Source organism: Sulfurihydrogenibium sp. YO3AOP1, assembly GCF_000020325.1.
Taxonomy (GTDB): domain Bacteria; phylum Aquificota; class Aquificia; order Aquificales; family Hydrogenothermaceae; genus Sulfurihydrogenibium.
The window spans coordinates 1,147,235-1,159,609 of record NC_010730.1 but is presented as its reverse complement, the minus strand read 5'-3'; the positions used below and the strand labels follow the sequence as shown (position 1 = coordinate 1,159,609).

The 12,375-nt window shown below is 31.1% G+C and carries 16 protein-coding genes; 13 read left to right on the top strand and 3 right to left on the bottom strand.

What is annotated here, in order from left to right:
• Nucleotides 1-3: 3 nt before the first annotated feature.
• Nucleotides 4-675 (bottom strand): IclR family transcriptional regulator, encoded by a 672-nt coding sequence (locus SYO3AOP1_RS05775; RefSeq protein ID WP_012459796.1) that lies wholly within the window; start codon nt 673-675, stop codon nt 4-6.
• Between the two features lie 73 nt (nt 676-748).
• Here SYO3AOP1_RS05775 and SYO3AOP1_RS05770 point away from each other — a divergent pair, with 73 nt between their 5' ends.
• The 4 genes from SYO3AOP1_RS05770 to SYO3AOP1_RS05755 are packed head-to-tail and all read left to right on the top strand — an operon-like array spanning nt 749 to nt 3,747.
• A complete protein-coding gene (locus tag SYO3AOP1_RS05770; protein WP_012459795.1) occupies nt 749-1,114 on the top strand; it encodes a hypothetical protein in 366 nt (121 codons plus the stop codon).
• Nucleotides 1,115-1,142: 28 nt separating this feature from the next.
• The gene (locus SYO3AOP1_RS05765; RefSeq protein ID WP_012459794.1) at nt 1,143-2,168 is read left to right on the top strand and encodes a zinc-binding dehydrogenase; all 1,026 of its coding nucleotides are present in this window, start codon (nt 1,143-1,145) and stop codon (nt 2,166-2,168) included.
• Nucleotides 2,165-2,944 (top strand): metal ABC transporter ATP-binding protein, encoded by a 780-nt coding sequence (locus SYO3AOP1_RS05760; RefSeq protein WP_012459793.1) that lies wholly within the window; start codon nt 2,165-2,167, stop codon nt 2,942-2,944. Before SYO3AOP1_RS05765 ends, SYO3AOP1_RS05760 begins: the two co-directional genes overlap by 4 nt.
• The gene (locus tag SYO3AOP1_RS05755; RefSeq protein WP_012459792.1) at nt 2,941-3,747 is read left to right on the top strand and encodes a metal ABC transporter permease; all 807 of its coding nucleotides are present in this window, start codon (nt 2,941-2,943) and stop codon (nt 3,745-3,747) included. The genes SYO3AOP1_RS05760 and SYO3AOP1_RS05755 overlap by 4 nt, the downstream gene beginning before the upstream one ends.
• Nucleotides 3,748-4,105: 358 nt before the next feature.
• On the opposite strand, the gene SYO3AOP1_RS05750 is transcribed toward SYO3AOP1_RS05755, so the two are convergent.
• Entirely contained in the window at nt 4,106-4,543 is a 438-nt protein-coding gene (locus tag SYO3AOP1_RS05750) for a DUF2203 domain-containing protein (protein ID WP_083766934.1), read from the bottom strand.
• A 518-nt stretch (nt 4,544-5,061) separates the two neighbouring features.
• Here SYO3AOP1_RS05750 and SYO3AOP1_RS09735 point away from each other — a divergent pair.
• From SYO3AOP1_RS09735 to SYO3AOP1_RS09725, 3 genes are read left to right on the top strand one after another with little or no spacing between them, the layout of a single operon-like run.
• Nucleotides 5,062-5,298 carry a hypothetical protein gene (locus tag SYO3AOP1_RS09735; protein WP_083766933.1) on the top strand — a complete coding sequence of 79 codons (237 nt, stop codon included), beginning with the start codon at nt 5,062-5,064 and terminating at the stop codon, nt 5,296-5,298.
• Nucleotides 5,295-5,669 carry a transposase gene (locus tag SYO3AOP1_RS09730; RefSeq protein ID WP_281340549.1) on the top strand — a complete coding sequence of 125 codons (375 nt, stop codon included), beginning with the start codon at nt 5,295-5,297 and terminating at the stop codon, nt 5,667-5,669. The genes SYO3AOP1_RS09735 and SYO3AOP1_RS09730 overlap by 4 nt, the downstream gene beginning before the upstream one ends.
• A complete protein-coding gene (locus SYO3AOP1_RS09725) occupies nt 5,656-5,868 on the top strand; it encodes a hypothetical protein (protein ID WP_281340548.1) in 213 nt (70 codons plus the stop codon). Before SYO3AOP1_RS09730 ends, SYO3AOP1_RS09725 begins: the two co-directional genes overlap by 14 nt.
• Before the next feature lie 6 nt (nt 5,869-5,874).
• Here the strand turns inward: SYO3AOP1_RS09725 and SYO3AOP1_RS09720 are convergent, their stop codons facing one another.
• On the bottom strand, nt 5,875-6,048 hold the full coding sequence (locus tag SYO3AOP1_RS09720) for a hypothetical protein (RefSeq protein WP_281340546.1): 174 nt from the start codon (nt 6,046-6,048) through the stop codon (nt 5,875-5,877).
• A gap of 428 nt (nt 6,049-6,476) precedes the next feature.
• Between SYO3AOP1_RS09720 and SYO3AOP1_RS05735 the strand changes: the two genes are divergently transcribed.
• The 6 genes from SYO3AOP1_RS05735 (at nt 6,477) to SYO3AOP1_RS05710 (ending at nt 12,337) form a co-directional block, all read left to right on the top strand.
• On the top strand, nt 6,477-7,319 hold the full coding sequence (locus tag SYO3AOP1_RS05735; RefSeq protein WP_012459790.1) for an NAD(+)/NADH kinase: 843 nt from the start codon (nt 6,477-6,479) through the stop codon (nt 7,317-7,319).
• Nucleotides 7,310-7,795, top strand: coding sequence for a 2-C-methyl-D-erythritol 2,4-cyclodiphosphate synthase (ispF, locus tag SYO3AOP1_RS05730; protein WP_012459789.1), 486 nt, complete (start codon nt 7,310-7,312; stop codon nt 7,793-7,795). Before SYO3AOP1_RS05735 ends, ispF begins: the two co-directional genes overlap by 10 nt.
• Before the next feature lie 3 nt (nt 7,796-7,798).
• On the top strand, nt 7,799-8,023 hold the full coding sequence (locus SYO3AOP1_RS05725) for a hypothetical protein (RefSeq protein ID WP_012459788.1): 225 nt from the start codon (nt 7,799-7,801) through the stop codon (nt 8,021-8,023).
• Nucleotides 7,998-10,397 (top strand): ATP-dependent DNA helicase RecG, encoded by a 2,400-nt coding sequence (gene recG / locus SYO3AOP1_RS05720; protein WP_012459787.1) that lies wholly within the window; start codon nt 7,998-8,000, stop codon nt 10,395-10,397. The genes SYO3AOP1_RS05725 and recG overlap by 26 nt, the downstream gene beginning before the upstream one ends.
• Nucleotides 10,398-10,776: 379 nt before the next feature.
• The gene (locus SYO3AOP1_RS05715) at nt 10,777-11,820 is read left to right on the top strand and encodes a PHP domain-containing protein (RefSeq protein WP_012459786.1); all 1,044 of its coding nucleotides are present in this window, start codon (nt 10,777-10,779) and stop codon (nt 11,818-11,820) included.
• Complete coding sequence (locus SYO3AOP1_RS05710; protein ID WP_012459785.1) at nt 11,810-12,337, top strand: phosphatase PAP2 family protein; 528 nt, start codon at nt 11,810-11,812, stop codon at nt 12,335-12,337. The genes SYO3AOP1_RS05715 and SYO3AOP1_RS05710 overlap by 11 nt, the downstream gene beginning before the upstream one ends.
• The last annotated feature ends 38 nt before the right edge of the window (nt 12,338-12,375 follow it).

Genomic DNA, 12,375 nt, shown 5'->3' with positions numbered 1-12,375 from the left:
TTTTTAAGGCAAATCTATTTTATACAAATTTGTTATTTCTTTTGCTGTTTGTAGTAATTCATGTTTAAACAGTCCGCCATAATTTGATTTATTAAGTCTTGAAATTGGTGCAACTATAGAAAGTGCGGCAACTGGATAATCACTTTCATCTCTTATAACTGTGGCTATCTCTGATACCTCCGGCTCTAAGCCTTCGAAATCATACTCAAAAATATCACCAAGCTCTTTTTTTGCCCTTAAAATAGCTCTACCCGGTGCAGTTTCAATAGCAGGATATCTTTTAGCAATTCTTGAATTGACTAAAACAGAAGATTTACTATCCTTAGAGTAAAAATAGACAATATCATTTTGATGCATCAATGACAAGTAAACTGTTTCATTTGTTTTATTCCTTAGCTGTTTAACAAACTGTTTTGCCTGGTTTAAAATTGTTAAATTTTTTATAAATGAATATTCTAAAAGTAAAGTTTTTACTCCAAGTCTGTAATGTCCTGTTTCTGGGTCTTGCTCTATTAAACCTTTTACTTCTAAAGTTGCAAGGAGTCTAAAAACGTTATTTTTATTTAATCCAAGAATATTACTAAGTTCAGTAACGCCTAAATTGTCTTTTTCCTTCAAAGCTTCTAATAAATCTAAAGCTTTTTCAATAGATTTCTTCGCACCCTTTTTCTGCATTCTGTTATCTTTCTCCGTTTCTTATGTTAGAATGATTATAACACAATTTGATTTTATTATACAGGTGCCAAAAATGGATAAAATAGAAAAAATCTTAGAAAATTTAATAAACTTGCTTGAAAAAGAAAATAAGCTTTTAATAAACGCTATTAATGATGACAAAGCACCTGAAGAAATAATGAAAATCGTTGAAGAAAAGCAGTCTTTACTATCAGAGCTTGCGAATTTTGAAGTAAAAGATTTTGAAAATCTATCCCCAACATTAAAAGAAAAAATAAATAAAATTAAAGAACTTACAGCTATCAATCAAACAATAGCATCTTCTAATTTAAATTTAATAGAAGAAATTTTTCAAGCTGTTTTTCAATCTGCTACTACATACTCATCAGAAGGTGAATCAAAAAAATCTTCAGGCAGTTTACTAAATAAGAAAATTTAAAAATTAAGGAATAAATAGGAGGAATTAAATGAAAGCTGCTTACTATGACAAATTAGAAGGGTATAAAGCAATCAAAATTGGAGATTTTCCTATACCGGAGATAAACGATGATGAAGTTTTAGTCAATATAAAAGCGTTTTCTTTAAACCATTTAGATGTTTGGGTTATGGAAGGTAAGTATCCTATGCCTATTCCTCTGCCGCATATCTTTGCATCTGATGGTGCGGGTATAGTAGCAAAAACTGGTAAAAATGTTAAGAATGTAAAAGAAGGTGATAGGGTCGTTATTTTCTCCGGTCTTTCTTGTGGATACTGTGAAAAATGTTTATCCGGAAGAGACAATGAATGTAATCAGTTTAGACCTTTAGGGGTATTAGAAGATGGTGTTTCTGCTGAGTATGTAAAAGTTCCGGCTGTAAATGTTTTTAAAATTCCGGATGATTTCTCTTTTGAAGAAGCTTCATGTTTACCAATTACATACATTACGATGTGGCATTCTTTAATCACAAGAACAAAAATAAAAGCCGGTGATATAGTCTTAATTCATGGTGGGGCAAGTGGTGTAGGAACGGCTGGAATACAACTTGCAAAATTATTTGGTGCTACTGTTATCACAACCGTTGGTGATGATTGGAAGGTAGAAAAATGCAAAAATCTTGGTGCTGATTATGTGATTAACTATAAAAATGAAGATTTTGTAGAAAAGGTTAAAGAAATTACAAGTAACAATCTTTGTGATGTGGTTATAGACCATATAGGAGCTGAAACATTTAATAAGTCTCTATCCTGTGCTAAAAAAGGTGGAAATGTTATAACCTTTGGTTCAACAACAGGAGCTGAAGTCAACATAAATTTAAGATATGTATTTGGAAAAAATCTAACCATACACGGTGTATACATGGGAACAAAAGGCGAGTTCTCACATGTCTTAAAACTCATTCCAAATAAAATCAGACCAGTCATTGACTCTGTATTTGAATTAGAAGATATTCAAAAAGCTTATGAAAAATTGCTAAGCAGACAGTTTTTTGGAAAGATTGTAGTTAAGATATGAGCTTTATAGAGATTAAAAACCTTACCGTAAAAATAGAAGATAGCGTCATTCTTGAAGATATTAACATTGAAGTAAATCAAGGAGAGATTGTTTCTATAGTTGGACCAAACGGTGGTGGAAAAACTACATTAATCAAAGTCTTACTTGGATTATTAAAACCAACTTCTGGAACAGTTTTAATAGATGGTAAAGATCCTTACTATGCAATAAAAAATCATATGATTGGATATGTGCCACAAAAAAGTAAACAAGAATTAGATTTTCCGGTTAGTGCTTTGGATGTTGTTTTGTTTGGTTTAATTGGTAAGAATCTATCAAAAAAGGAGAAATTAGATTTAGCTTTAAGATACATTGAATACGTTGGTATGAAAGGGTTTGAAAATAAAATTTTCGGACGGTTATCCGGTGGTCAACAGCAGAGAATCATGATAGCTCGGTCGTTAGTATCAGACCCAAAAATTTTGATACTTGATGAACCGTCCACAGGAGTTGATGTAGTGGCTCAAGAAAGTTTTTATGAATTTATAAAACGTTTAAATCAAGAAAGAAAGATGACCATCATAATGGTAAGCCATGATATAGGTGCAGTTGTAAGCTTTTCACATAAAATAGCCGGCTTAAATAAGAGGCTTCACTACTTTGGTTCTGCTAAAGACTTTTTAACAAAAGAAAATCTGCAAAAACTATATTCAGCAGATGTTAGTCTGCTAATTCATTCTGATGAGTGTTTGACCTGTCAACATTTTAATCCCAAGATGTTGGAGATACGACATTGAGTTTTTTAGATATTTTCACAGTTCCATTTATGCTTAATGCGTTTATTGGTGGTCTACTGGTAAGTGTTTTACTTTCTGTTTTGTCATTTTTTATCTATGTTAAAAAATGGTCGTTTATAAATGTTGGTATTTCTCATGCTGCATTTGGTGGGCTTGCAATTGGCTTTTTTGCCGGAATCAATCCAACATTAACAGGTAGTATTTTTGCTGTTTTGGTGGGTGTGTTGATAGGATACATTAGCAAAAAAGGAAAAATTCATGAAGATTTGACAATAGGAATTTTGCTTTCTTTTTCAATGGCTTTTGGTGTAGTTTTAATCTCCTTTTCTAATAATTATAATTCTGATTTATTTGCATTTTTGTTTGGAAATATCTTAACAATCACAAAAGAAGATTTAATTTACATTTCTATCTTTACAGTTTTTACCATTGGATTTTTACTTAAATACTTTGACGAAATTCTTTACTGCTGTTTTGATGAAGACCTTGCTTATATTGGCGCAGTTAATACAAACTTTTTATACTACAGCGTGATAACGTTGATAGCAATAGCAACTGTTTTATCTATAAAGCTTGTAGGGTCTATTTTATCAGCTGCGATGATAATCTTGCCAGCTGCTGTCTCTTCTCAACTTACATGGCATTATAAAAAGATTATTACTCTTTCTATTATATTTAGTCTAATAATTGTAAGTGCCGGAATAATTCTTTCATTTTATTTTAACCTTCCATCCGGCTCAACGATAGTTATACTTTATTCTATCGTGTTTTTTGTGATAGTGATAGGGAAAAGGCTATTTTAAGTTATAAGCACCGTGAGGTATTCCAAATTTTAACTAAGTCTAAGAATTAATTAGCTTTTTAATCGTCATTCTGCAGATGGTGAAGAATCTCTGTCTTTTGCCTCTCACTTATTCACTTACTCACTTTCTCGCGTTCTTTGAAAGGAGGAGATCCTTCGGACTAAAGTCCTCAGGGTGACAGGAAAAGGTTCAATGGTAAGCATCAGGAATAACCTTAGATGTCATTCTGAGCGAAGCGAAGAATCTCAAACTTTTATTGAATTTCTCACCCCGATATATGTATACATTCTATAGCTTAAGAAAAAAAAAATTTAGAATACTCTCTACGTACCATTCACTATAGAAACACTCTTTACTTTCAAAGTCCAAAATTAAACGGGCTTCTTTTATCCGGTTTTAACATTGATATTGGCTTTCTTCCTCTAAATCCCTCATACAAGCCATGCCAATACATTATTTCATCTTCATCTTCCTTCCAGCAAAGAAGTATCTCTTCCTCTCCGTTTTTTGCCGGAAAATCAATTAAAACGGGATCAACACCTTTTACCATTACTCCAAAATTTTGAATAGTATCAACAAGCTCTTTAATTTCATCATCTAAAATTTGAATTTTGCTTTTTGCATATATATATTCAAGCTCTTCTAAGTCGCTTTTTTCTGATAACTCTTTTAATTCTTCATATTTACCAACTAAACTATAAATCTCTTCTCTTTTTTCTATAATTTCTTCAACTAAAACTTTTATTTGAGGTAATATAGCATTAGCCTCTTTTACTGTAAAATATCTCATTATCATTATACATACTCCTACGATTAACTTTTTCCGTTTAAATTATATCAAAAAATCCTGTCATCAACTATGATCAAACTGCTTGTAAAACCCTACTTTATCGTAGGAACGCCCCACCAGCCTGAAACGGGGCTAACCTTCTTGTCATCCTATCCCACGTCCCTGAAATCATTAATGACTTCAGGGAGGAATAGTCTCTTACAAAAGACTTTCCAAGGATAGGAAAGACAAGGGCTACCTTCAAAACTTGCAAGTCTTTTTATTCTGTTTGGATTTCCTTCCATCGGCTATCTCGCAGAAACTTGGCTCACTTTGAAGGCTTTGGATGTTTTTTATACTTTTTTCTATTTCTTTTAATTCTTTTTTTTATTGGACTTTGTTAATAAATGTTTTTCTCTTGTTTTAATTTCTCTTTTAACTTTTGTTTCGGGAGTTAAAATAATGTTGTGTCTAAATAAAATTTAAAGGAGGAATAATAATGGATAAAAAAAGAATACTTTGAAAAAGTATTAAACAGATCCACAGTGGAATTAGTAAAAGAATTTTTTCCAGACGGTATAGCAAACCAAAAAAAGATTAGACCACAAATACTACCTGACCCTTACAAAAGAGTTAACGAAGATTATATAGACCTTCTTGTGAGTTTAGTATCCAATGGATACTCAGAAAGTAAAATAGATTCTACATTAAAAAGCTTAGGTTTAAACTACTTAAAAACAACATATGGATGCAATCAAAAAACAACTTATAGAAAGACTTGAGTGTCTTCAAAACAAGAGAGCTTTCATTAGATGTATTTGTACTGTATATAGACGTATACCACTGTGAAAACAAAGCAGACTGGATAAAAGTATTCAATGATTTAATAGATAGAGGACTAAAAAGAGTAATGCTTATAGTAAGTGATGATTTTCCTGGGATAACAAAAGCCATAGAAACACTATTTCCTTATACAGACCATCAGCTATGTTTAGCCCATTTACAAAGAAACGTTAGAAATCAGATGGATAAAGAAGATTCACAAGTATTTAACAAAGAATTAAAAAACATAAAAGAAAACAGCTTAGATTATGAAGATGGATTAGAAAAATTAGATGACTTATGTAGCAAAAAATACAGTGGAAAGTGTTAATAGTACGATAGAGAAAGTAAGAATAAATTTAGGTGGATATTTTCAATCTGTGGATATACTTGAGATAAATCTGCTTATACAAAGAGATAATTTAAAGAATAGAAAATGGAAAAAACCTATGCCTGCTTTTAAAGGAACTTCTTATGATATTCTACAATTGTTTAATAAAAAGTTTTCAATCCAGACACAAAATTATTGACAAGTCTTAGCTTTCATCCATTTCTACTTCTCCTGATAAAAGCTGGTCATCTTTTGAGACAAATTTGAATATACACTGTCTAAGTTTTGTGTAGATTTTGTGTGTAGTATTATAAGCTAAATCAAGCTCTTTATGTGCTTTATGAGCAGCGGCTTCAAGAATGAATAGTTTTACAGCCAATATAAATTTAGAAAATGGAATTTTTAAATCTTCAAGGATACTGTCTTTTCTAACACTCCATTCTTTTTTACATTTATAGCATTTGTAGAAGTTTCTTCTAATTCTACCAATGTTTTTGGCATGACAGAAAGGACAACTATCAAACGTTTTAAGTATGCCTTTTTCTCTTAAAAATTCCTCTGCTTTTTCTTCCGACGATGCTATTTGTAGTAATTCTACTAAATTTATGTTTTACCTCCTATACTATTATAGTATAGGTGGATTATTTTGAGTAATTACCTTTTGTTATTTTTAAGCATTAATCCATACAATCTCTTGCAAAACCATTTTTTTGATAAAATATTTCTTTAAGATGATTGTAAGCATGTAAAAAATATCAAGTAGCATTAACTTAATAAAAACTATATAACGCTAAATCAAGGAGAGATATGGCAATCTTACCGTTTTATAAAAAAGTTGATATATTTACAAAGCAATCAGAAGAAGCTAAGGAGTTTTCAAAAGAATTAAAAGCATGGTTTGAAAGTAAAAACATAGAAAGCAATATTTTTGAAAATTTATCAGACCTTGAAAAAGAAGAAAATTTAAAAGGCATAGATTTATTAGTTGTTGTTGGTGGGGATGGTTCTTTATTGATAACTGCAAGAAGAGTTGCAAAATTTCAAATTCCAATAATCGGAATCAATCTTGGAAGACTTGGATTTTTAACAGAAATTAGTAAAGATGATGCTTTTAAAGAGCTTGAAACCATACTATCTAAGCCACTTTGTATATCAAAGCGTATGATGTTAAGAGTAAGTCTTTTTAGAGAAGGAAATAAAATATTAGAAGCTGATGTATTAAATGATGTAGTTATCAATAAAGCAGTTCTTGCAAGAATTGTTGATGTTTCAGTTTATGTTGGAGATAGATATATAACTACTTACAACGGAGATGGAGTTATCGTATCAACACCAAACGGTTCTACCGCCTACGCTTTATCAGCAGGTGGTCCGATTGTGTATCCAATGATGGAAGTATTTGTTTTAGTTCCTATCTGTCCCCATACTCTAACAGACAGACCTATAATTTTGCCAACCTTAGAACCAATCACCATTAAAATGATTTCTAAAGAAAAAGACGCATGGCTAACCTTAGACGGGCAAGAAGGTACTCAAATTTTTTATGGTGATGAGATTGTTGTAAAACAATCTCCATATTATGCGCATATCGTAAGAACTCCATATAAAAATTACTTTGATATTTTGAGGGAAAAGTTAAATTGGAAGTAAGAGTTGGTATCGGATACGATATTCATAAATTAGAAAGTGGTAAAAAGTTAATCATTGGTGGTGTGGAAATACCATCTGAAAAAGGTTTTTTAGCTCATTCTGATGGTGATATCTTCTTTCATGCTTTAACCGATGCACTTCTTGGAGCTGTAGGATACGCAGATATTGGAGAACTATTCCCAGACTCAAACCCAGAATATAAAAACAAACCAAGTGAATACTTTCTCTTTTATGCTAAAAAAATAGTAGATGATAAAAAATATAAAATCTCAAACATAGATGGCGTTATAATAATAGAAAAACCTAAGCTTTTACCTTACAGAAGGCAAATTATACAAAACACAGCCAGAATTCTTGGAATAAGCGAAGACAGAATTTTTATAAAAGCTAAAACCAATGAAAAATTAGACAGCATAGGCAAACAAGAAGCAGCATCTTGTTATGTTGTAGTTCTACTGACAAAAACGGAGGATTAAATCATGAAAGAAATAAATTTAAATACAACGGTAGAACAAGTATTGAGAAAGTATCCATTTACAAGAAGATTTTTTGAATCTAAAAATATGTACTGCAATGTTTGTGCTTGCAAACCCCATGAAAGATTACAGATTGCAGCCATTAACTACGGACATGACCCAAATCAATTTGTAGAGGAGCTAAAGCAGTTTATAGCAGATTATGGAAAAAATCAACAAAACACTTGAAATTATTAGAACCGTTTTATCTTACAACGATAAACTTTTAGAAAGAGTAAAAGTATCCCAAGCAATACTTGAAAACGTAGGCGATATTCTTACTCCCGGACTAAAAGAAGACTTAAAATCCATTGATAGCATAAACGTCAATAAAAAAAGAGAATTTTTAAAGATAGTTTTAAACTTTTTAGAAGAAGTAAAATCAAAGTATGAAAAACAAACTACACAAAAACAAGAAGAAGCTAAGTTTGATTTAGTCCAGCTTACAAAGTTAAGCATTGAAAAACTCCAATCCTTATTAGCCACAGAAAAGAAAGCCTTTAAAAAAATCCAAGTTTGCAATGTAAGAGATGCTCTTTTTAACCTTCCAAACAGATATGAAGACAGAAGAATAAAGAAAATCCTAAAAGTCAAAGACGGAGAAACAGGAACATTTATCGCAGAAGTTGAGGATATAAAAAAAGTCAACAAAGGAAAGTTAAAAGTAGAGGTCATTTTAAAACAAGATAATGTAAGATTTTCGGCGTTTTTCACCCATGATAGCCCTTATCTTTTTATAGCATTTAGAAAAGGTAAAAAAGTAAAAATATTTGGAAAAGTTAGCTTTTTTAATAAAAATATATCAATCATTCAGCCGGAGATTTTAGAGCCGGTAGAAGATATTATAGATAGAATAGCACCTGTTTACTCTTTAAGAGGAGATAGTTCTGTAAAAACGACAGGACAGACTTTGAACCATCTAAGAAGAGGAATGTATAAGATTGTAGAAAAATTCTCATCTGTTAAAGATTATATGCCTGATGATATATTAAGTAAGTATAACTTTCCGCCTCTTTCAAAGGCTATAAAAAATGTTCATTTCCCAGAAGATAGCTTTGATATAGATTTATTAAATAACTTCCAAGATATACATCAAAAGCGTTTAATTTTTGATGAGCTTTTTTTATTACAGCTTGCCCAAAAATACAGAAGATATTTACTACAGAAACACCCAAGCTATAAAATCAGTGTAGATCCAAACTTTTTAACAAATTTTCAAAAAAATCTACCTTTTGAATTAACTCAAGTTCAGATTAGAACCATAAAAGAGATTTTAGCGGATATACAAAAAGAAATCCCGATGAACAGAATGGTTCAAGGAGATGTTGGAAGTGGTAAGACGGTAGTAGCAGCGACTGCATCTTTGGCAGTGGCTTTAAACGGCTACCAAGCTGCAGTAATGGCACCAACAGAAATTCTTGCATGGCAACATTACCATAATTTTAAAAACTTTCTCAAAAATTATCTAAAAGATTATGAAATAGCTATTTTAACAGGAAGTATGAAGACTTCAGAAAAGAAGCAGGTATACAAAGCGGTAGAACTTGGAGAGATAAAAATCTTAATCGGAACTCATGCATTACTAGAAGAAAAACTAAAATTCAAAAACTTAGCTTTGGCAGTGGTTGACGAACAGCATAGATTTGGAGTTGAGCAAAGAAAAGCATTGATCGAACGTTCAGACAAAATGCCCCATGTATTAGTGATGACAGCAACACCAATTCCAAGAACCTTAGCATTGGCAAACTACGGAGACTTAGATATATCTAAATTGGACCAGCTTCCAAAAGGCAGAAAACCCGTAAAAACAGTCTTGCTTTTTGATGACGAAAGAGAAAAAATGTATGAAATCATAAAACAAGAGCTTAACAAAGGAAGACAAGCTTTTGTAGTTTATCCATTAATCCAAGAATCTGAAAAATCAGACCTAAAATCTGCTGAAGAAGGCTATAAACATTGGCAGGAAAGATTTCCGGATAAAAAAGTTTTACTACTTCATGGAAAAATGAGCCAAGAAGAAAAAGATGAGATAATGAAACAGTTTAAAGAAGGAAAAGCTCATATTCTTGTATCAACAACGGTTATAGAAGTTGGTGTAGATGTTCCAAATGCAACGGTGATGGTAATAGAAGAGGCTCATAGATTTGGACTTTCTCAAATTCATCAGCTAAGAGGTAGAATTGGAAGAGGTCAGTATGAAGGCTACTGCTTTTTAGTAGTCCCGGCTAATCTAAAATATCCACTAAAAGATAGTACAAAAGAAAAATCAAGATTAAAAACCTTAGAAAGACTAAAAATTCTTGTAAAAACAACAGATGGTTTTGAGATTGCAGAAAAAGACTTAGAGCTTAGAGGAACAGGAGAAATTACAGGAACAAGACAATCCGGCGAAAGCGATTTTTCTATTGCCGACTTAACAAGAGATAAAGAAATCTTAGAATTAGCTACAAAAGAAGCTGAAGAATTGATAAAAAAAGACCCAGAGCTTGAAAATCATAGAGATTTAAAGCAGATATTATTTGAAAAGTACGGTCAAAGATTTGATTTAGTTAACATTGCTTGATAGTGAGAAGTAAGAATATGATGAGCATAGCCAATAGTAAAATTTAAAGAAGTTATATATATGTCGGATGAGAAATTCAAAAAAGTATGAGATTCTTCGCTTCGCTCAGAATGACACTGTAGCGGCATAAAGTATGAGATTTTTCACATGACTTCAAAATGACAAATAAGGTTGTCCTTCTTTTAATGCTTATCAGTCAACCTTTAGCTGTCATCCTGAGGACGTAAGTCCGAAGGATCTCTTTTTTAATCATCGTAAATGATACTAAATTTTAATCCTAACAAACCTGTAATGATTTATATTTCCGATTTGCTAAAATATTAAAACCACTTTTTGAGTAAAGGAGTTTTAAACGATAGAATTTTTAATCATTCTTATTTTGCTTATTCTATACTTAGAGTTTAGACCATTTAAAGTATTAAAATTAGATGAAACAAAAGAAGAGGCTATACCTTCTCATAATCTATATACATACAACGTTATAGTCCATGTTCATACGCAGTTTTCATTTGATTCACTTGGCAAACCATCAGACATAAAGAAAGCTATGGAAATTAATAATATTGATTATGTTTTCATCACAGACCATGATAATCTTGATTACAAATATTTTGAAGATGGTAAAGTATTTGCGGGTATAGAAAAAAACACACCAGATGGTAGATTACTGCTTCTTGGAAATCAGCTACCCGTAATATCTCACCCACATAACTTTGATTTTGACCACTACAGATGGAAAGGAGAGTTTAGAAAAGGCTATCTGTATGAATTTATTGACATAAAAGATATTATCGTATGGAACAAATTTTTTACAGGCATCTGTCTTATAAAAAACCTGTTAATCCTGCCAATTTCAAGAAATTTGATTCACAAATGGAACTGTCTTATTCCTATTGATAAATGGAGAGAACTTTATTTTACAAGAGCAAAAGGATTAAACATTATTGGTGGTTTGGATTTGCATGTAAAAGTTGTTTACCAAGAAAAAACCCACGGGGTATTAATTCCTTCTTACAAGTCAGGCTTTAAATGGCTTATCAATAAAGTTTACTCAAAAGAACCTTTAAATTCAAAAGAAGATGTTTTAAAGTCTCTTTCAGATGGCAATCTTTATTTAAGCATAAATCAAAATTTTGTTGATATATTTGCCATAGACAAGGAAGGTATTAAAATTCTCGGCGAGAGAGTTTGTAAAGATGGTAAAATTTACTTTTCCTTTGATAAAAGCAAGAGAGTTAAAATCTTATTTAAAGATGGTAAAAAAGTTTTCATAACAGATAAAAAACATTTTTCTTATAAACTTAAAGAAGGAGGCATTTATCATTTAGAAGTTTATGAGTATGATTTTAGAATTTTTAATCTTTACTTTGGATTTAGACCCGTTGTAATAACTAACTTTTTTGAGGTTGTCAGTGAGGAATGATTGGGAAGTTAGCATTAAATGGAATGTCAAATTATTTTATTTTATAAATTCAAGAAGAAATAGCTTTCTTGATAAGTTTTACAAGTATTTCTTTTACATGGGAAAATCTTACTCAACTCCTGTCTATATTATGATTTTTTATACCTTTTTAAAAGATTTTAGCTTTCTAAAACATTTGATAGTAAGTTTACTAATAACAGGAATAATTATGCCGACTTTAAAGTATTCATTTAGACATAAACGACCTTCAGCTTTACTTGAAAATGTAAACCTTCTTGAACCTGTATCTTTAAAGAGCTTTCCGTCTGCTGATAGTGGCTACGTTTTTACAATTTTTACTGTCTCTTTATTTTATGGAAATATATATTTATCTTTAATTCTTTTGATTATAGCTTTAATAATTGGTTATGGAAGGGTCTATATGGGAGCACACTTCCCACTGGATGTATTAGTTGGTTATTTTTTTGGTTTCTTGGCAGGAATTCTTGAAAATTATTTAATTAAATTTATACCTTAATTTGTAGTCCATTCTCTTTTATTGTATAATTTAAAATG

Excerpts from the sequence above, each read along its gene's own strand:
- SYO3AOP1_RS05775 (WP_012459796.1), bottom strand. The coding sequence starts at position 675 with ATGCAGAAAAAGGGTGCGAAGAAATCTATTGAAAAAGCTTTAGATTTA.
- SYO3AOP1_RS05770 (WP_012459795.1), top strand. The coding sequence starts at position 749 with ATGGATAAAATAGAAAAAATCTTAGAAAATTTAATAAACTTGCTTGAA.
- SYO3AOP1_RS05765 (WP_012459794.1), top strand. The coding sequence starts at position 1,143 with ATGAAAGCTGCTTACTATGACAAATTAGAAGGGTATAAAGCAATCAAA.
- SYO3AOP1_RS05760 (WP_012459793.1), top strand. The coding sequence starts at position 2,165 with ATGAGCTTTATAGAGATTAAAAACCTTACCGTAAAAATAGAAGATAGC.
- SYO3AOP1_RS05750 (WP_083766934.1), bottom strand. The coding sequence starts at position 4,543 with ATGATAATGAGATATTTTACAGTAAAAGAGGCTAATGCTATATTACCT.
- SYO3AOP1_RS05735 (WP_012459790.1), top strand. The coding sequence starts at position 6,477 with ATGGCAATCTTACCGTTTTATAAAAAAGTTGATATATTTACAAAGCAA.
- SYO3AOP1_RS05725 (WP_012459788.1), top strand. The coding sequence starts at position 7,799 with ATGAAAGAAATAAATTTAAATACAACGGTAGAACAAGTATTGAGAAAG.
- recG (WP_012459787.1), top strand. The coding sequence starts at position 7,998 with ATGGAAAAAATCAACAAAACACTTGAAATTATTAGAACCGTTTTATCT.